The sequence below is a fragment of the Tardibacter chloracetimidivorans genome, from assembly GCF_001890385.1.
Lineage (GTDB): Bacteria > Pseudomonadota > Alphaproteobacteria > Sphingomonadales > Sphingomonadaceae > Tardibacter > Tardibacter chloracetimidivorans.
Genome location: NZ_CP018221.1, coordinates 113,765 through 129,417 on the forward strand (window position 1 = coordinate 113,765; position 15,653 = coordinate 129,417).

19 protein-coding genes are annotated in these 15,653 nt (G+C 61.8%); 11 read left to right on the forward strand and 8 right to left on the reverse strand.

Going from position 1 to position 15,653, the window contains the following annotated elements; translation table 11 throughout:
• Positions 1 to 7: 7 nt before the first annotated feature.
• From BSL82_RS00620 to BSL82_RS21655, 5 genes are all read left to right on the forward strand, one after another.
• Positions 8 to 2,401: an RHS repeat-associated core domain-containing protein gene (locus BSL82_RS00620; protein WP_072595565.1), complete on the forward strand. Its 2,394-nt coding sequence runs from the start codon at positions 8 to 10 to the stop codon at positions 2,399 to 2,401.
• Positions 2,391 to 2,882 (forward strand): hypothetical protein, encoded by a 492-nt coding sequence (locus BSL82_RS20175; RefSeq protein WP_158010583.1) that lies wholly within the window; start codon positions 2,391 to 2,393, stop codon positions 2,880 to 2,882. Before BSL82_RS00620 ends, BSL82_RS20175 begins: the two co-directional genes overlap by 11 nt.
• A gap of 122 nt (positions 2,883 to 3,004) precedes the next feature.
• Positions 3,005 to 3,343, forward strand: coding sequence for a hypothetical protein (locus BSL82_RS00625; protein WP_072595566.1), 339 nt, complete (start codon positions 3,005 to 3,007; stop codon positions 3,341 to 3,343).
• 356 nt (positions 3,344 to 3,699) lie between these two features.
• Complete coding sequence (locus BSL82_RS20180; RefSeq protein ID WP_158010584.1) at positions 3,700 to 4,152, forward strand: hypothetical protein; 453 nt, start codon at positions 3,700 to 3,702, stop codon at positions 4,150 to 4,152.
• Positions 4,142 to 4,390, forward strand: coding sequence for an RHS repeat-associated core domain-containing protein (locus tag BSL82_RS21655; RefSeq protein WP_226998716.1), 249 nt, complete (start codon positions 4,142 to 4,144; stop codon positions 4,388 to 4,390). The genes BSL82_RS20180 and BSL82_RS21655 overlap by 11 nt, the downstream gene beginning before the upstream one ends.
• Here the strand turns inward: BSL82_RS21655 and BSL82_RS00635 are convergent.
• The 3 genes from BSL82_RS00635 to BSL82_RS00645 are packed head-to-tail and all read right to left on the reverse strand — an operon-like array spanning position 4,339 to position 7,411.
• The gene (locus tag BSL82_RS00635) at positions 4,339 to 5,274 is read right to left on the reverse strand and encodes a hypothetical protein (protein WP_072595567.1); all 936 of its coding nucleotides are present in this window, start codon (positions 5,272 to 5,274) and stop codon (positions 4,339 to 4,341) included. The two genes, BSL82_RS21655 and BSL82_RS00635, sit on opposite strands and share 52 nt — an antisense overlap.
• Entirely contained in the window at positions 5,271 to 6,089 is an 819-nt protein-coding gene (locus BSL82_RS00640; RefSeq protein WP_072595568.1) for a DUF5681 domain-containing protein, read from the reverse strand. The genes BSL82_RS00635 and BSL82_RS00640 overlap by 4 nt, the downstream gene beginning before the upstream one ends.
• The gene (locus tag BSL82_RS00645) at positions 6,086 to 7,411 is read right to left on the reverse strand and encodes a site-specific DNA-methyltransferase (RefSeq protein WP_072595569.1); all 1,326 of its coding nucleotides are present in this window, start codon (positions 7,409 to 7,411) and stop codon (positions 6,086 to 6,088) included. Before BSL82_RS00645 ends, BSL82_RS00640 begins: the two co-directional genes overlap by 4 nt.
• Before the next feature lie 107 nt (positions 7,412 to 7,518).
• Between BSL82_RS00645 and BSL82_RS00650 the strand changes: the two genes are divergently transcribed.
• Both BSL82_RS00650 and BSL82_RS00655 read left to right on the forward strand, forming a co-directional pair.
• Positions 7,519 to 7,851, forward strand: a complete 333-nt coding sequence (locus BSL82_RS00650) for a helix-turn-helix domain-containing protein (protein ID WP_072595570.1) — start codon at positions 7,519 to 7,521, stop codon at positions 7,849 to 7,851.
• Complete coding sequence (locus BSL82_RS00655; protein ID WP_072595571.1) at positions 7,848 to 8,678, forward strand: ImmA/IrrE family metallo-endopeptidase; 831 nt, start codon at positions 7,848 to 7,850, stop codon at positions 8,676 to 8,678. Before BSL82_RS00650 ends, BSL82_RS00655 begins: the two co-directional genes overlap by 4 nt.
• A gap of 565 nt (positions 8,679 to 9,243) precedes the next feature.
• Here BSL82_RS00655 and BSL82_RS00660 read toward each other — a convergent pair.
• From BSL82_RS00660 to BSL82_RS00670, 3 genes are read right to left on the reverse strand one after another with little or no spacing between them, the layout of a single operon-like run.
• Positions 9,244 to 11,424 carry a TonB-dependent receptor gene (locus tag BSL82_RS00660; protein WP_072595572.1) on the reverse strand — a complete coding sequence of 727 codons (2,181 nt, stop codon included), beginning with the start codon at positions 11,422 to 11,424 and terminating at the stop codon, positions 9,244 to 9,246.
• Positions 11,425 to 11,477: 53 nt separating this feature from the next.
• A complete protein-coding gene (locus BSL82_RS00665; protein ID WP_072595573.1) occupies positions 11,478 to 11,672 on the reverse strand; it encodes a hypothetical protein in 195 nt (64 codons plus the stop codon).
• Positions 11,669 to 12,850: a PepSY-associated TM helix domain-containing protein gene (locus tag BSL82_RS00670; RefSeq protein ID WP_226998534.1), complete on the reverse strand. Its 1,182-nt coding sequence runs from the start codon at positions 12,848 to 12,850 to the stop codon at positions 11,669 to 11,671. The genes BSL82_RS00665 and BSL82_RS00670 overlap by 4 nt, the downstream gene beginning before the upstream one ends.
• A gap of 99 nt (positions 12,851 to 12,949) precedes the next feature.
• Between BSL82_RS00670 and BSL82_RS00675 the strand changes: the two genes are divergently transcribed.
• Positions 12,950 to 13,228: a hypothetical protein gene (locus BSL82_RS00675; RefSeq protein ID WP_072595575.1), complete on the forward strand. Its 279-nt coding sequence runs from the start codon at positions 12,950 to 12,952 to the stop codon at positions 13,226 to 13,228.
• A gap of 61 nt (positions 13,229 to 13,289) precedes the next feature.
• On the opposite strand, the gene BSL82_RS00680 is transcribed toward BSL82_RS00675, so the two are convergent.
• Positions 13,290 to 13,544 carry a hypothetical protein gene (locus BSL82_RS00680; protein WP_072595576.1) on the reverse strand — a complete coding sequence of 85 codons (255 nt, stop codon included), beginning with the start codon at positions 13,542 to 13,544 and terminating at the stop codon, positions 13,290 to 13,292.
• Between the two features lie 113 nt (positions 13,545 to 13,657).
• Entirely contained in the window at positions 13,658 to 14,137 is a 480-nt protein-coding gene (locus tag BSL82_RS00685; RefSeq protein ID WP_072595577.1) for an outer membrane protein assembly factor BamE, read from the reverse strand.
• Positions 14,138 to 14,268: 131 nt separating this feature from the next.
• Between BSL82_RS00685 and BSL82_RS00690 the strand changes: the two genes are divergently transcribed.
• From BSL82_RS00690 to BSL82_RS00700, 3 genes are read left to right on the forward strand one after another with little or no spacing between them, the layout of a single operon-like run.
• Positions 14,269 to 14,790 (forward strand): ubiquinol-cytochrome C chaperone family protein, encoded by a 522-nt coding sequence (locus tag BSL82_RS00690; RefSeq protein ID WP_072595578.1) that lies wholly within the window; start codon positions 14,269 to 14,271, stop codon positions 14,788 to 14,790.
• Positions 14,787 to 15,335 (forward strand): YceD family protein, encoded by a 549-nt coding sequence (locus tag BSL82_RS00695; RefSeq protein ID WP_072595579.1) that lies wholly within the window; start codon positions 14,787 to 14,789, stop codon positions 15,333 to 15,335. The genes BSL82_RS00690 and BSL82_RS00695 overlap by 4 nt, the downstream gene beginning before the upstream one ends.
• 1 nt (position 15,336) lies before the next feature.
• Positions 15,337 to 15,621, forward strand: coding sequence for a 4a-hydroxytetrahydrobiopterin dehydratase (locus BSL82_RS00700; protein WP_072595580.1), 285 nt, complete (start codon positions 15,337 to 15,339; stop codon positions 15,619 to 15,621).
• The last annotated feature ends 32 nt before the right edge of the window (positions 15,622 to 15,653 follow it).

Genomic DNA, 15,653 nt, shown 5'->3' on the forward strand with positions numbered 1-15,653 from the left:
TCGGCTGGTGAAGGCGATCACACCGGAAGGCGTCACCACCGCCTATAGCTATTCCCAAGACCTCAACCAGAACGTCACCCAGATCGTCAAGACACCCAAGTCCGGCTCGCCCCTGACGCCGCTGACGACAAGCTTCGCCTATGATCCGGTCTTCAACAAGCCGATCACCATCACCGATCCGCGCGGGCTGGTGACGCAGAATGTCTATCATCCCGCCACCGGCAATCTCATCAGCAGCATCGCTGACGCCAATAATTTTGCAGCGAAATCGCTCTTCACCTACAATAGCGTCGGTCAGCTTCTGACGGCGACCGACGCTGTGGGCGCGGTCACGCAGAATGCCTATGACGGCCTTGGCAATCTCGCCACCGTCACCCGCGATTATGGCCGGCTCAATCTGGTCACCGGCTTTGGCTATGACGGCGTCGGCAATGTCACCTCTGCCACCGACCCTAACGGCAATGTCATGTTGAGTGCCTATGATGCCGCGCGGCGTTTGACGAGCCGGACAAGCCCGGCAGCGCCCCAAACTCTGGTCACCGCCTTCAACTATGATGCCGATGATCATCTGCTTCAGACCACCGAATCCGTCGACGGCACAGTGTTACGCACCACCTCGTCCACATACACGTGGACCGGCAAGGTGGCGACGGCGACCGATGCCAACGGCAATATCACCCGCTATGCCTATGATGTCGTCGACCGGCTGCAGAGCGTGACCGATCCGGTCGGCAACGTCACCAGCTATGCCTATGATGCGATGAGCCGCCAGACCCAGCTGTTCAACACCGCAATCCAGGCGGGCGCACTTGAAACCCGCAGCTATGCGCCGGACGGCATGCTCGCGAGCCTGGCCGACGCGACGCACCCCGCGACGAGCTTTGCCTATGACGGGTTCGACCGGCTGGCGACGACCACCTATCCCGGCGGCACGACTGAAACCTATAGCTATGACGCCGACAACAACATCCTGACGCGCAAGACCCGCAAGGGCGACACCATCGGCTTCACCTATGACACGCTCAACCGCCTCTCGACCAAATCACCACCGTCCTCCCCCATCGTCACCTATGCTTACGACCTGATGGGCCGCGTCACCAGCGTCACCGACACCAGCAGCGCGATCACCAGCGTCTCGGCGACGGCGAGCCATCAGACGACCACCAGCTATGACGCGCTCAACCGGCCAGTGAATGTGTCATGGACGCCGACAGTCACCCAGACCGCACCGACGCAAGGTGGTGTCTCATTTACCCATGGCTATGACGCCAACAATCGGCGGATCAGCCAGGCGGCGAATGACAACAGCTGGCTGCTGTATCCCTCGGGTTCAGGCACGACGAGTTACACGGCGAACACCCTCAATCAGTATAACGCGGTGGGCGGGGCGAGCCCGACCTATGACGGCAACGGCAACCTCACCTTCGACGGGACGCTGACCTATGGCTATGACGTCGAGGGTCGGCTGACCTCGGTCAAGCAGGGTGCTACGACGCTCGGGAGCTATGCGTTCGATGCCCAAGGGCGGCGCAAGAGCAAGACCGTGTCGGGTACCACCACAATGTACGTGACCGATGCGGACAAACGCGAGGTGCTGGAGTATGACGGCGCGAGCGGCGCGGTGCAGCGGTGGTATGCCTATGGGTCTGGGTCGAACGAGGTTCTTGGACAGATGAACGTGGCGGCGGGCACGCGCACGACGCTGATCCCGGATATCCAAGGCTCGATCATCGCGACGCTGGCCTCCAATGCGACGACGCCGGCGAAGGCGGGCTACCTGCCCTATGGCGAGAACAGCACCAATACCACAGGCACCTTCCGCTACACCGGCAGCCGGATCGATTCCGAGGCGGTCGCCGTCTCGCAGCCGAGCGGGCTCACCTATATGCGGGCGCGAAGCTACTCGCCCGCCTGGGGGCGGTTCCTGCAGGTCGATCCGATCGGCTTTGACGGCGGCATCAACCTCTATGCCTATGCCCTCAACAACCCCCTCAACCTTACGGATCCCAATGGAACCTCGCCATTCTCGAACCAAGGGTCTGGCGTAACTTTGGTAGCAGGAATAGACTACGGCCCACTTTTCGGGACATCTCCGCGGGGTCTGAACAGATCGATGGGCGCATTGACCGACCGCGCGGGAGACCCTTACATTGATATAGAAAAATTGGCTGAATTTAACGGTATTCCTCCATTGGGTTCAAAAGGTTTTGTTGACGGACCACCACAGGGATGGACTATGTTTCCCACAAATGATGGAAAAGGTGCAATTATTAGAAACGTTGACACTGGCATTCAGCTAAGAATCAGCAACGGACAAATGCATCTCAGCTTCCCGGCAGGTACAGCGATAGCTCCTGGTGTGTTCTCTAGGTATGGTGAGGTCGTCCACTATGCCCCATGAAATCAACCATCCCAAACTTCTTATAACTGGTGTTACCCAGGTATCTGTATTGAATTCTGCAACTGGACGTATCTTCGGAAGCTCCTGCACAAGATCCATTGCATCAATATTTATGCATAAACTTGGATCTATATATATAGAAGAAGATCGTACATCCGATATCAATTCAGATTCGGGAACTGATTTCAGGATCACCAGATCTTCTGCGGAAGATATAGAAGAAATTGAAATATTGATTCTTAATAAAATTCTAAATTCAGGTGCATTATCGAAAGAATGGTTATGGAAGAGATTTCAATTTCATAATGATCCAATATCTGTTGATATTACTGGAGTTATTATCCACCCTATAGTCTTATTCAAATCTCTTGAGAAATCGGTGAATGGCATTTCCTTGGACCAGAAAACAACAAATGTTCTAGCGAGAAATGGCCTTGTCGAGTTTATTCCTCCCCTCTCCGATCATTCCGAAACTCTTTAGTTGCCACGCTTGATACAACCCGGCGGTTCACGGAGGCGGCGAATGACAACAGCTGGCTGGTCTATCCATCGGGCTCCGGCACGACCAGCTACACGGCGAACAATCTCAACCAGTACAGCGCGGTGGGCGGGGCGAGCCCGACCTATGACGCCAACGGTAATCTGACGTTCGACGGGACGCTGACCTATGGCTATGACGTCGAGGGGCGGCTGACCTCGGTCAAGCAGGGCGCGATCACGCTCGGCAGCTATGCCTTCGACGCGCAGGGCCGCCGCAAGAGCAAGAGCGCTTCGGGCACGACGACGATCTACGTCACCGATGCCGACAACCGCGAGGTGCTGGAGTATGATGGGGACGACCGGTGCGATCCAGCGCTGGTATGCCTATGCCCTCAACAACCCTCTCAACCTTACCGATCCCAATGGGACCTCGCCGCTAGGGAACATAGGCAATTCCACTAACCAACGCGATGATGCCGAAAATCCAGATTTCATACTTGTAAGCAGAGAGGTAACGCACCAGCGCATTATCCAAATGACCACCACAAGCTACGCGCACATATTTACTCAGCATGCTTGGTTCCCTTTTCCAAACACCAGTCGATTTTTTGGAATATTTAAGGAACGTAACGAGTATCTATGATCTGGTGGGATCAACAATTACAAACTCGATTGGCAGCCCGCAGGGAAATGGCAATGTGCGCTATACATACACATTTGATTATCCCGTGAGGACGCCATCTGACGTTCGACGGGACGCTGACTTATGGCTATGACGTCGAGGGCGGCTGACCTCGGTCAAGCAGGGCGCGACCACCTTGGGCAGCTATGCCTTCGACGCGCAAGGACGGCGCAAGAGCAAGACCGCAAGCGGCACGACGACGCTCTACTTCACCGACGCCGATAATCGCGAGGTGCTGGAGTATGACGGCGCCTCAGGCGCGGTGCAGCGCTGGTCTGCCTATGGCGCCGGGTCCAACGACGTGCTCTCGCAGATGAACGTCGCGGCTGCGACTTGCACGACGCTGATCCCCGACATCCAGGGCTCGGTCTTGCGACGCTCACCTCCAACGCGACGACGCCGGTCAAGACTGCTTACCTGCCCTATGGCGAGAACAGCACCAATACCACCGGCACCTTCCGCTACACCGCCAGCCGCATCGATCCCGGAGGCGGTGGCGGCGAGCCAGCCCAGCGGCTTTACCTACATGCGCGCGAACCTACTCGCCAGCGTGGGGCCGGTTCCTGCAAGTCGATCCGATCGGTTTTGAGGGTGGCATCAACCTTTATGCCTATGCCCTCAACAACCCCCTCAACCTCACAGACCCCAATGGGACATCGCCGCTGAATTGCATAAGCAATGGCCTATCCGCTACGCCCTACGGGCTCCGCGATGTCTTTCCTGACGTTGCAGATAAATGCTGGCCTGCATGCACAAGGACGAGGGCGCAAAGCAGTCATCGTGCCCGGACAAGCTTGCGGATGGCTGATTGCCAACCGGGTACATGAGGTATGCGATGGACAGAGGGATCGCGTCTCCTGATCAGTTCGGTGCGGCTGGGCTGGGTGAGCTGCTCCCAGTCCTCCTCAAAGGCATAGAGCGCATTGCCGTATTCGAGATTTTCGAGTGCGATCAGGCGGTCTCCGAACTTGGCGCCGAAGTAGCGCGCGAACCTGCCGGTGCCCAGGATGAAGCCGTTGTTGCCGAGTCGGTCGAGCTCCCGGAGCCGTTCGTCCGCCACCTTCAGGCGTTCCGGATCCGCCCCTTTTCGGGCGGCGAGACGCGCCAAGACCCGGTCTGCCGAGCCTTGGGGCAGTAGTTCCCAGTCGACATGTTGAATCCGTGCGAACGCTTCGTCGCTCAGGTCGGCATCAAAGACGTGAGCGTCACCGACAGCTTCCCGGAGCAATCGAAGGTTGAACAGGAGATCGGAGGCGAAGGATTCGGCCTTCTTCTCCAATGGCTGATCGGCCCGGAACCGAACCAGCGCGCCGTCGGCCAGATCTTCAAGAACGCTGGCCGAGATGGTCAGCAGTTTCGCGGGGTGATGGTCGACCGGATAGGCATGGATTTCGCGGCTCACGAGATGATGACTGCCGCTGTTCCAGCTCGGGGCCCAGTGCGAGATTTCGCGTTTTTGCTTGGGTCGATCGGTGCGCTTGTCTTCCCAGCCATTGATGTTGCGCCGGGCGTAGCGACCGCCGGAAGGAGGGGGAGGTGCAGGATCGCCAGTGATGATCCTGCCATCGGCGGCGCGCAGACCAAGGGCGCTGTACCTCCCAACCTCTTGCGTAGTGATGGTGAGGACCGCAGCAATGACGACGCGGTCCCCCTCAGCACGCTCGACTTCGCGCTTGACCCATGTGGGCAGCTTGACGTTGCGATCGGTCACTTTTCATCCTCCGCGTCGATGATGCCGTGGTAGAATCGGTTCTCGAGCCGCTTGCGGTATCTGTCGGGCAGGGGATCATTGATCCGGTCATAGAGCGCGACAGACCGCTTCCAATGGCCTTCCAGGGCCTCGAGCAGGTCGGGATCGGCTTTGGCCTTCTTCGCATCACGGTATCCATTTGCGAAATAGGAGACCTCCTCCTGCTGTTCGTCGCGAAACTCCAGCATGCGATCCCAGCGTTTCTTCTCCTCGAGCGTGATGGGGCCTTCGTACCGCACTTCGGCCCGCCGTATGTCGAGGATGACGTCATCGGGATGGGGGACCGGCGTCGGCTCGGGCAGGCCGTGCCTGCGCGCCTGCTCGATCGCCTGCTCCCAGCCGGTCTTGTACTCGCAGGCTGTGTCAAAATAGCTGGATCGAAGCTGGCGGTCCTCCTCTTCGATCCCGCGCACCAGCTCGGCCATGGTCGTCTGGGCGAGCCGGTTGCCCTTCATCGCCGAAACGCCCATCGAGCGGAACACGGCCTTGATCACCGGAAGCTCGATGACCTTGTCGCCCTCGCGAATGGAAACCGTACGATAGGCCTCTTCCAGCAGCATCTGGTTGGCCGGCTGGGTGCCGAAGTCGAGCCCCTGACCCCTTGGCACCCTGTTCTTCGCGCCCTTCGGCCGCCCCCCGGCATTGCCCGACTGCCCTTTGCGGAACCGGTGCTCGGCCGGCGGCTTGCCGTAGCCGACCTCATAAGGGGCAGGGAGATTGTCGCTGTGTTTCTCGTCGCGCGTATCGCGCGCCGGCGTCCCGGCAGCCTTGCTCATTCGGCCGCCTCCAGATCGCGCCCCAAGCGCTCGTCAGCGACATCATCGAAGGGTGCGCCTTTCGCTTCGAGGATCGCGTCTTTGCCGGTATAGGTCTGCCAGCGACGGATGATGGTGTCGCAATAGGCGGGATCATATTCGATCAGCCGTGCCGAGCGTCCGGTTTTCTCGGCTGCGATCAGCGTCGAACCCGAGCCGCCGAAGCCGTCGAGAACGATCTCCCCGCGGCGTGAGCAATCCCGGATTGCGTCGGCGATGAGCGCGACCGGCTTGACGGTTGGGTGCATCGCCAGTTCCTCGGCGCGCATCCCGCCGATCGAGCTGATGCCGGCATAATCCCAGACATTGGTGCGATAGCGACCGGTCTCGCCCAGACCAAAGCTGTTGGTGTGCGCGGCCGTGCCCTGCTTGAAGACAAAGACCAGCTCATGCTTGGAGCGGTAAAAGGCACTCATGCCGCCATTGGTCTTGTTCCAGACGACAAGGTTCTTGAGCTCGGTGAATGCGCTCTCGCCGGCGGCAAGCAGCTCGCCCATATGGCGCCAGTCCATGCAGATAAAGGCGATCGCGCCGTCGCGCATGACGCGGCCGATATTGCCGAGCGTCTCGGCAAGGAATCCGGTAAACTGCGGCTTGCTCATCTCTCCGCTCGCAAAAGCGAACTCGCGATGCCGGACCGATCCGAGGCCGCAGACATTGCCGTCAATTGCGACGTTGTACGGCGGATCGGTGAACACCAGATCGGCCCGTTCGCCCCCCATCAGCCGGTCCATGTCGGCAGCACTCCTGGTGTCGCCGCAAAACAGCCGATGCCGGCCCAGCAACCAGAGGTTGCCCATCCGCCCGATAGGCTGGCCGTCAATATCAGGCACCAGGTCCTCGGCGGCGTCGCTGCCGTCCGGGTCGGCTTCTCCGGCCTCGTCGAGCACGAGGTCGATCTCCGCCAGGCTGAAGCCGGTGAGTTCGACGTCGAACTCCAGATCGACCAGCGCCTGGAGCTCGATCGCGAGGATCTCCTTGTCCCAGCCGGCATTGAGCGCGAGCTTGTTGTCGGCAAGGACATAGGCGCGACGCTCGGCCGCCGAGAGATGCGAAAGCGCCAGCGTCGGGATGCGCTTCATGCCGAGGAGCCGCGCCGCCTCGACCCGTCCATGACCCGCGATTATGTCGCCATCGTCCGATACAAGCACCGGATTGGTGAAGCCGAATCGCTCGATCGAGGCGGCGATCTGCTTGATCTGTCTTTTCGAATGCGTGCGCGCGTTGCCCGCATAGGGCCGCAGGGATTCGATCTCCCGCTCGACCAGATGCTGTGACCCCATGGCAGATCCCCCTCGTCGGTGAACAGGACCATAATAGTGGATTGAACGCTTGCGCTTGTCAATCCTCTGTGTATGATCCCGTCCCAATCAGTTGAACGAGGTCCTTTGTGAGCTTTGCCAGACGGCTCCACGAGCTGCGCATCGCCAATCGCCTGTCACTGCAGGATGTGGCCGACCAGGTCGGTATCTCCAAGGCGCATGTGTGGAATCTCGAAAAGGGACTTTCGGAAAACCCGTCGATGGAAGTCGTCCTGAAGCTGGCGGAGATCTTCCGCGTTCGCGTCGCCGATCTCGTCGGCGAGAACCCCGACGCGTCGGACGAGGACCCGGCGATGGTCGCCATGTTCCGCGACCTCAAGAAGCTGGACGAACGGGATCGCGAGACGATCGCGGCGTTGATGGAACAGATGAAGCGGCGCCGGGACAAGGGAACGAATTGAGGATCGGCCGGCTCGATCTCGACGGGCTCGGCTCGCCCGCCGCTCTCGCGGCGAAGATCCACGAGCTGGAGCCGGGACTTCCGCCCAGAGTGCCTGTCGAGCAGCTCTGCATGCAGTTCGACATCCAGTCGATCGGCGCGCTTGAGACCGACGGGTTCGAAGCCGCCCTCATCATGGATGAACTGAAGGCCAGCGGTGCGATCCTGGTGGCGAAGGGCAGATCGGACGCGCGCCGACGCTATTCGATCGCGCACGAGTTGGGGCACTTCCTGATTCCGGCGCACCGGCCCTCGGGTGGCGCTTCGTTCGAATGCGCGCTCTCGGACCTCCATCTCCTCGATCCAAAGGACCGCGACCGGCGCAAGCGCGTCGAGGCTGAAGCGAACCGCTTCGCTGCGCACCTGCTGATGCCACCCGGCGAGGTCAGGGCGCGCATGCGCCAGTCGGACTCATCGCTGGAAAGCATTGTCGCGATGGCGCGCGCGTTCGGAGTGAGCAAGGAAGCCATGGCGCGTTCCTGGGTCGACTCGCACCGCGAGCCGGTCGCCATTGTGCTAGCGCACCGCGGGCGCATAGTCCGCCGCTACCGGCACCAGGACTTTCCATGGCTGCCCGATTGGGACGGCCGGCTCCCGAAGGACAGCCTGGCCGCGGAACTGAAACCAGCGCCGGGCATATTCTCGCAGGTCGAAGAGATTGATCCGACCGTCTGGCTTTCGGAGCGCGATGCTGAGCGCGTGCTCAGCCTAAACGAGCAGGTGCTTGGCCAGGGCGACGGCTATGCCCTCGTCCTCCTACAGGCCGAACGCGACGAGGACGAATTCTAGCCCATAGCATCGGCTGATCGCGTCGACGCTTTCCTTCCCTGCTCATACAAGCCGAATTCGCTGCTCACCGCGCACGCATTCCCTGTTCCCGCTTTTGAAATTCCCTGTTCCGCGCGCAGGGAATTGGCGCGCTGAATGGCGGAATTCTGCCATTTCTGGAGGAAAACCGCAGGGCTGAACAGGCCTGAAAAGTCGCCGATTCCCTGTAAATTACCACGGAACAGGGAAAATCAGCCAGAGAAGGGTTCGCACCGGACTGCCCGCGTCACCAACGACTAAGTCTCTGTTATACGTCGGTGAATGGTCCGGAGCCGGCGCACACCAACGACGGTTTTCTGCCATTTTTCAGAGGCTCGCGCGGTGACTGCACCGGCAGAGACTCTCATTTCTCCCAAGCTGCTGACCGCGCGGGCGGTTCTTCTCTGCCGCGGCTTTGGGGCACGCCCTCGGGGAGGGCGGAAAACGGGATCACCTGGCCCCTCTCGTCCTCAAACCGAATTTCACGCTTCGATCCGGTAGCGAAGGGTTGGCCGGACTCCCATGGGCGTCCGGCCCTTTCCATCAATCAGAAGTCGATCGAGGCTGACGCCTTGAACGTACGTGGCGCGCCCTGTTGCAGGTCCGGACGGAAGCTGTCGAACGCCGACGCCCAGTAACGCTTGTTGGCGACATTATCGACACCGGCGCGCAGGGTGAGCGGTCTGTCGCCGACCACCGCGACATAGCGAACGCCAAGGTCGAGCCGGGTCCAGCTGGGCAGAAACAGCGTGTTGGTCAGGTTCGCGGCCTGCTTGCCGGTGTTCACGACCCGGCCTGTCAGGGTGAGCGCCCGAAGGAAAGGTACATCCCATTCGACATTGGCGTTGAGCATATATTCGGGCACACCGGTCGGCTTGTTGCCCTGATTGACGCCGCCCTGGGTCTTGCGCAGCTTGGCGTGGATGATCGACCCGCCGGCAATGATGCGCAGGCCGTCCACCGGTTCGGCATCGACGCTAAGCTCAATGCCGCGGTGGCGCTGCACACCGAACGGACCATAAACCAGAAAGCCCGAACGTCCGCCGTCGGGCGTATAGATCGCAATGTCGCGATCGATCTGGAAGAAAGCCAGACCCGCATTGAGCTTGCCCAGCGACAGCTTGCCGCCGAATTCATACTGGGTGGAAACGAAGGGCGAAAGCACCTGGCCGGCGTTGCTGACCGGGAGCACGCCGTTGCCCGCGTTCGCGGTGGCCGCGGCGGTCGCGCCGGGGACGAGCCCTTCCACCCGGTTGGCGTAGAGCGACACGCCCTGGGCGGGCTTGACCACCAGCCCAAAGACCGGAGTCACGGCGTCCTTGCTATATTTGCCGGTCAGGCCACCGGCGGGGATCGCGCCTGTTGCGTTCGCCGCGTAGGATTTGCTGCCGATCTCTTGCAGGCGAATGCCGCCGGTGATCAGCACGCGGTCATTCCAGAATCCGATGGTGTCGGAGACGAACAGGCTGCTCAGCTTCTGGCGGGTGATCGGGAAGGGGTCGTCGATGTCGCCGCCCGCAAAGGTGCCGATATCCGGCCGGGGAACGGCGACCGGATCGTAAATATTGGTCAGCATCGTTGAGGCCGCATAGAATTGATAGGCGTTGCGGTTGACCAGCCAGTTGATCGATCCGCCGAAGTTGATCTCGTGGGTCCAGATGCTGGACGCCAGCTTGACCCGCATGCCCGCGGTCGCCGCTTCGTTGTTGTCGGTACGGGGAATATAGGATCCCTGCGCCGTGGCGGTGCCCGTCACCGCGTCAGTCAGCCGGATGGTCTGATAGAAGCCGCGTTCCGAACCGTCGCGCGCGCCGAATGCCGCATAGATCATCGCGTTGTCGGTAATGTCATATTCTGCCCGGAACTGGCCGAAGATGTCGCGAAGCGTCGTGTATTGCCAGGGCTGGCCGTAATTGGTCGAGGCTCCGGGGACGGCGGGAATGGCGTCGCCGATAACCAGCTTCGGGCGTTGGTGCCGCACCTTCACGCGCTGATAGACGACGTCGAGCGCCAGTCGAAGCGGACCGCTGTTATAGTCGAACGCGCCGCCCAGCACATAGGAGCTGCGGAATTCGTCGTCGATCGCCACGTCTCCTTGGCGCGCCGTGCCGTTGATGCGCACGCCCCATTCGCCATTCGTTCCGAACCGGCGGCTGACGTCGAATGCGCCGCCTACATGCTCGGGCCCGGTGTAGCTGACGGTCAGGCGATTGAGGTCCTGGCTATCGGCGCGCTTGGGCATCAGATTGACGCTGCCGCCGATTCCCGTACCCCCCGGGGCCGCGCCGTTGATGAAGGCGCTGGCGCCGTTCAGCACCTGGACCGACTGGGCGAGTTCGGGCGCGACAAGCTGGCGCGGGGCGATGCCGTACAGGCCACCAAAGCCGACATCATCGCCGGACAGGGCAAAGCCGCGAATGACGAACAGTTCGCCCGCGATACCAAAGCCCAGCGTGGTGCGGACCGACGGGTCGTTTTCCAGCACCTGGCCCAGCGTCTGTGGTTGCTGGTTGAGGATCAGCGCCTCATTGTAGGTCTTGATGCTGAACGGCGTGTCCTCGGCTGCCTTGTCGCCGAACACGCCGACGCTGCCGCCACGCAGCACCGCAGTCTGGTTCTGCTTCTGCGCGGTGACGATGATGTCTTCCGCGCTGTCCCGTGCGTGGGCTGGAAGAGCGATGGCGGCGAGCGAAGCGCCGATCATCAGGCGGTTGAAGATGGACGTCATGGATATTCCCCCTGCTGAGAACGGATGCTGAAAACGGATTGGAGTCTTTGTGATCAGGTTCGGCGCCGGCGCATTGCCCAGCCCACGGCCACAAGCGGCACGGCGAGCGTCACCCACGACAACCAGTCGGCCGGGCCGTCACCGGCGAGAGCGGAGACGAGGCCGATCAGGCTCAGGACGCCCATGATGAGCGGTGCCGCGAACACCTCCCAACGGGACCGGGCGCGACATGTGGGTTTCGTCATCATTCGGCCGGCACCACCAGGCCACCGCTCTCCACCTCCCGGACATGCGCGTCGGTACTTGTCCGGCGCTTGCCGAACCACAGGCGGACGCCGGTCCAGAGGACATAGATCGTGAAGATGTCGAGGATGGCCCACAGAATCTTCAGCGGCAGCGCGCCATAATCCCCGAAATGCAGCGGCTGCGAATAGGACAGCGCAACCATGTACCAGGGCATCTGACGGATGTCGGTCAGCACGCCCTTTTCGGCGTCCACCAGCGCCGGGGTCAGCACATGCTCGGTCAGCTTGGTCGTGCCCTGCAGGAACACCGCATAATGATGCCGGCTGCTGAACGCGCCGCCGGGGAAGGCGATGAACTGCGGATTATTGCCGGGCCGGGCCTCGCGCACCTGCGCCATCGCCTTGTCGATCGAGCCGTAGCGTGACGGCGGCAGCGGCGGCTGGCCTTCATAGGCTCGGGTCATTTCGGCCAGTTCGCCCATTTGCCACATTTGGCGCAGCGGGGTGGCGGCGGCGTTGATCACTCCGCTGAGTCCGACCACGCACATCCAGGCAAGCGCGACGATGCCGAGCAGGTTATGATAGTCGATCTGGCGCAGCCTCTCGCTCCGGCTGACCCGAAGCGTGCCGAAATCCAGCTTCCGCATGAACGGCGCGTAAAGGACGGTGCCGGACACCAGCGCGATGAAGAAGAGGAAGCCCATCAAGCCCAGGAGCAGCATGCCGGGCAGTCCCAGGAACATGTCGGTGTGAAGCTGGAGCAGGAAGTGCATCACGCCTTCCTCACTCTCCCGGCCCGTCGTCTCACCGGTGGCGCGGTTGAGGACGTGGATGGTCATCTCCGCCGCCTTGCTGTCGGGGCGCGGCGCGGTGGTGATCGTCATCAGCGGCGTGTCGTTGTCGAACGCCATGAAGACAGGGACCTCGCCCGGCCTGCTTGCGAGTACCTTCGCCAGCATCGCGTCGAGCGGCTTCAGGCCTGACGCGTCGCTGGAGGAGGGCGGACCCGCCACCGACATGCGGTCCGGCTCACCGGATAAGGCGTCGATCTCATCGTGAAAGATCAGCGGCAGACCGGTGACGCACAGCATCAGCAGGAACAGCGTGCAGATCAGGCTGGTCCATTTGTGGACGAGATACCAGGCACGGATGGTAGCACGGGTCATTACGAGATGAATCACTGCTGTTAATGCAATCTATTCGCATTAACAGCAGGCCGCCCAGGCTTCAAGGGTAAGAGCGGGACTCCTCACGCTTGTGGTATTCATGTGCTTTGGGGCATGGCTCACCATGGCGGCCTGACCTATAAGGAAGCCATGGGAGTGATGTTGGCGCGGCTCGCCTTCATCGGCGCGATTTTTCTGTACGGTTGCGGGGAAGCACAAAAGATTGCGCCGCGCGAGCCGGAGGACGACCGGGGCGTGATGCAGGCCCCCGTATCCGCCGACAATGGGCTGAGCGACAAGGAACGTCGGCAGATGCTTCGGGAACGGCTTGTCGTGCCGCTGGAGCAACGCCGCGAACAGGAGAGCGACGAAACGGAGGCACCGTCTTCATAGCGGGGCATGAAAAAACCCCCGGCGATGGGCCGGGGGCGTGATCTGTCGCAATATCGTTCAGCTAGCGGTCGCGATCCTGCTTGTTGGCCTGCCGGTCGCTTTGGCCGGATCCGCCGCCCTGCTGGCGCTGGCGGTCACCGCCTTGCTGCTGTTGCTGGCGGTTCTGCTGGCTCTTGTCCTGCCCGCCTTGCTGGCGCTGCTGGCCACCCTGCTGCTGTTGCTGGCGATCCTGCCGTTCGCGATCCATGCCTTGCTGGCGCTGTGGCTGCTGCTGGTCCTGTTGCGAACGGTTTTGACGTTCCTGGTCTTGACCCATGGCGCTTCTCCTAGTCCCCGGTTGGGACAAGGCACAAACGGCTTATGGAGGCCGATGTTCCCCGATACAGGTCCGGGAACGGCGAACGGTTGGTCAGGAACGACCGGGATCGCTCAGGGCGTGTCACCGGGGCCGCCAGCGCCAGCGCCGCCCGCGCCGACCGCGCCGATGTTGCCGAACAGATCCTGGAAGAATCCGGTCTTGCGGCCAAGGGTGGGGGTCTTGTCGCGCACCATGGCGATGTCCACGACATCCTCCATGCCGTGCCGCGCGACGTTGCTCACCGTGCCCTTCGGATCGAACTGGACGACAAGCACCATCTGCTCACGCGGCTTGGGCCGGTTGAAACCGAATTGGCGCGTTTCCCGCGAAACATAATACCAGGCGTTCTTGTCGAACTCCGCCTCGAAAGAGGGGCGACCAAGCGTCTTCATCACCGAATCGCGATTGTCCACGCCGGGCTGTATCGACTGGACCAGGGTGGTGTCGGCGACATAGCCTTGGTGGTTGCGCACGCGGGCGCAGCCGCTCGCCGTCGCAGCCACGGCCGCCAGGGTGAGCGTGATCGCCGCCCGTTTCGCCCAAACCGCCATTGATGATCCTTTCCTTCGCTCCGCCATATCGGTACGGCGGGCATACGCATTGCAACCTTTTGCAGCACCTCATTACCCGGCCTTGCGCCGGTCCCGCAAGGTGCCGCAGAGTTCGGACGGAGACTTGTGCGATGAGCCTTTGGCGACGCCTGCTTGCCAGACCGGCAAAGCCGCAGCCGATGCTGCGGCTCTATGGCGCGGTGGTGGAGCACGCGCGCGCGCCGCGCTGGTATGTCGAGGGCGGCGTTGAAGACAGTGTGGACGGCAGGTTCGACATGCTGGCGCTGGTGATGACGCTGGTGCTTCTGCGCCTCGACAGCGAGGGGGAGCCGCTGCGTCAGGCGGCGGTCGATCTGACCGAGCGCTTCATCGACGACATGGACGGGCAGTTGCGCCAGATCGGCATCGGCGATTTCGTCGTCGGCAAGCATGTCGGCAAGATGATGGGTGCGCTTGGCGGCCGGATGGATGCCTATGGGTCTGCGCTTGCGGGCGAGGGAGATCTGGACGCGGCGCTGGTCCGCAATCTTTATCGCGGCAACGCGCCTGAACCGTCCGCGCTCGCGTTCGTTTCCTCCGAAGTACGGGCGCTGGACGGAGCCATTCGCAGCCAGCCGCTTGACCGATTGCTGAATGGAGAACTGGGCGCTTGAGCGAGATCGAATTTTCCAGGCGAGTGAAGCTGGACGAGATCAGCGCCGCGCCGGGGCGGCACAGCATTGCGGCGAACGACGCCGAGCGCCGCCTGCTGGCGGAGCGCTTTGCCCTTCCGGCGATCGAGCGGCTGGAGGCGGAGATCGACGTCTCCCGTGAGGCGGCGGGGGTGCGCGCCAAGGGCAGGGTGCGCGCTGCCGTGACGCAGGAGTGCGTGGTGTCCGGCCAGCCCGTGGCTGCGAAGGTGGACGAGCCTTTCGAAGTGCTCTTTGCCATTCATTCGCTCTCATCCGGCGCGAGCGAGGATGAGGTCGAGCTGGGGGAGGAGGATTGCGACGTCCTTCCGATGGACGGGGATTCGGTCGATATCGGGGAACTTGCCGCCGAGACGGTCAGCCTTGTGCTGGATCCCTATCCGCGGCTGCCGGACGATGCGCTTGCCGAATATCGCCGGCTGCTGACGAGTGAGGAGGAGGCGCAAGCCGCAGCCGATGCGGAGAAAAAGGCGAACAACCCATTCGCGGTGCTGAAGAAGGGAGGCTAGGATGCCGAAGCTGACCGATGCCGAGCGCGATGAGCTTTTGCCCACGCTGCCGGAGTGGAACCATGACGCCGGGCGGGACGCGATCACCCGGACCTTTCGCTTTGCGGATTTCAATGCCGCCTTCGGGTTCATGACCCGGGTCGCGATGCTTGCTGAAAAGGCGGACCACCATCCCGAATGGTCGAATGTGTGGAACCGGGTGGAGATATTGCTGACCACGCATGACGCAAACGGCCTCAGCCGGCGCGACATCGCGCTTGCGAAAGCGATCGACGCGCTGGTCTGAGTCGGCGGCGGCTGTCACATTCCTGACCTTCA

What these genes read in the sequence shown, in the direction of transcription:
- BSL82_RS20175 (WP_158010583.1), top strand. Translation starts at nt 2,391, where the DNA reads ATGCCCCATGAAATCAACCATCCCAAACTTCTTATAACTGGTGTTACC.
- BSL82_RS00640 (WP_072595568.1), bottom strand. Translation starts at nt 6,089, where the DNA reads ATGAGCAAGGCTGCCGGGACGCCGGCGCGCGATACGCGCGACGAGAAA.
- BSL82_RS00645 (WP_072595569.1), bottom strand. Translation starts at nt 7,411, where the DNA reads ATGGGGTCACAGCATCTGGTCGAGCGGGAGATCGAATCCCTGCGGCCC.
- BSL82_RS00660 (WP_072595572.1), bottom strand. Translation starts at nt 11,424, where the DNA reads ATGACGTCCATCTTCAACCGCCTGATGATCGGCGCTTCGCTCGCCGCC.
- BSL82_RS00665 (WP_072595573.1), bottom strand. Translation starts at nt 11,672, where the DNA reads ATGATGACGAAACCCACATGTCGCGCCCGGTCCCGTTGGGAGGTGTTC.
- BSL82_RS00675 (WP_072595575.1), top strand. Translation starts at nt 12,950, where the DNA reads ATGGCTCACCATGGCGGCCTGACCTATAAGGAAGCCATGGGAGTGATG.
- BSL82_RS00680 (WP_072595576.1), bottom strand. Translation starts at nt 13,544, where the DNA reads ATGGGTCAAGACCAGGAACGTCAAAACCGTTCGCAACAGGACCAGCAG.
- BSL82_RS00685 (WP_072595577.1), bottom strand. Translation starts at nt 14,137, where the DNA reads ATGGCGGTTTGGGCGAAACGGGCGGCGATCACGCTCACCCTGGCGGCC.
- BSL82_RS00690 (WP_072595578.1), top strand. Translation starts at nt 14,269, where the DNA reads ATGAGCCTTTGGCGACGCCTGCTTGCCAGACCGGCAAAGCCGCAGCCG.
- BSL82_RS00700 (WP_072595580.1), top strand. Translation starts at nt 15,337, where the DNA reads ATGCCGAAGCTGACCGATGCCGAGCGCGATGAGCTTTTGCCCACGCTG.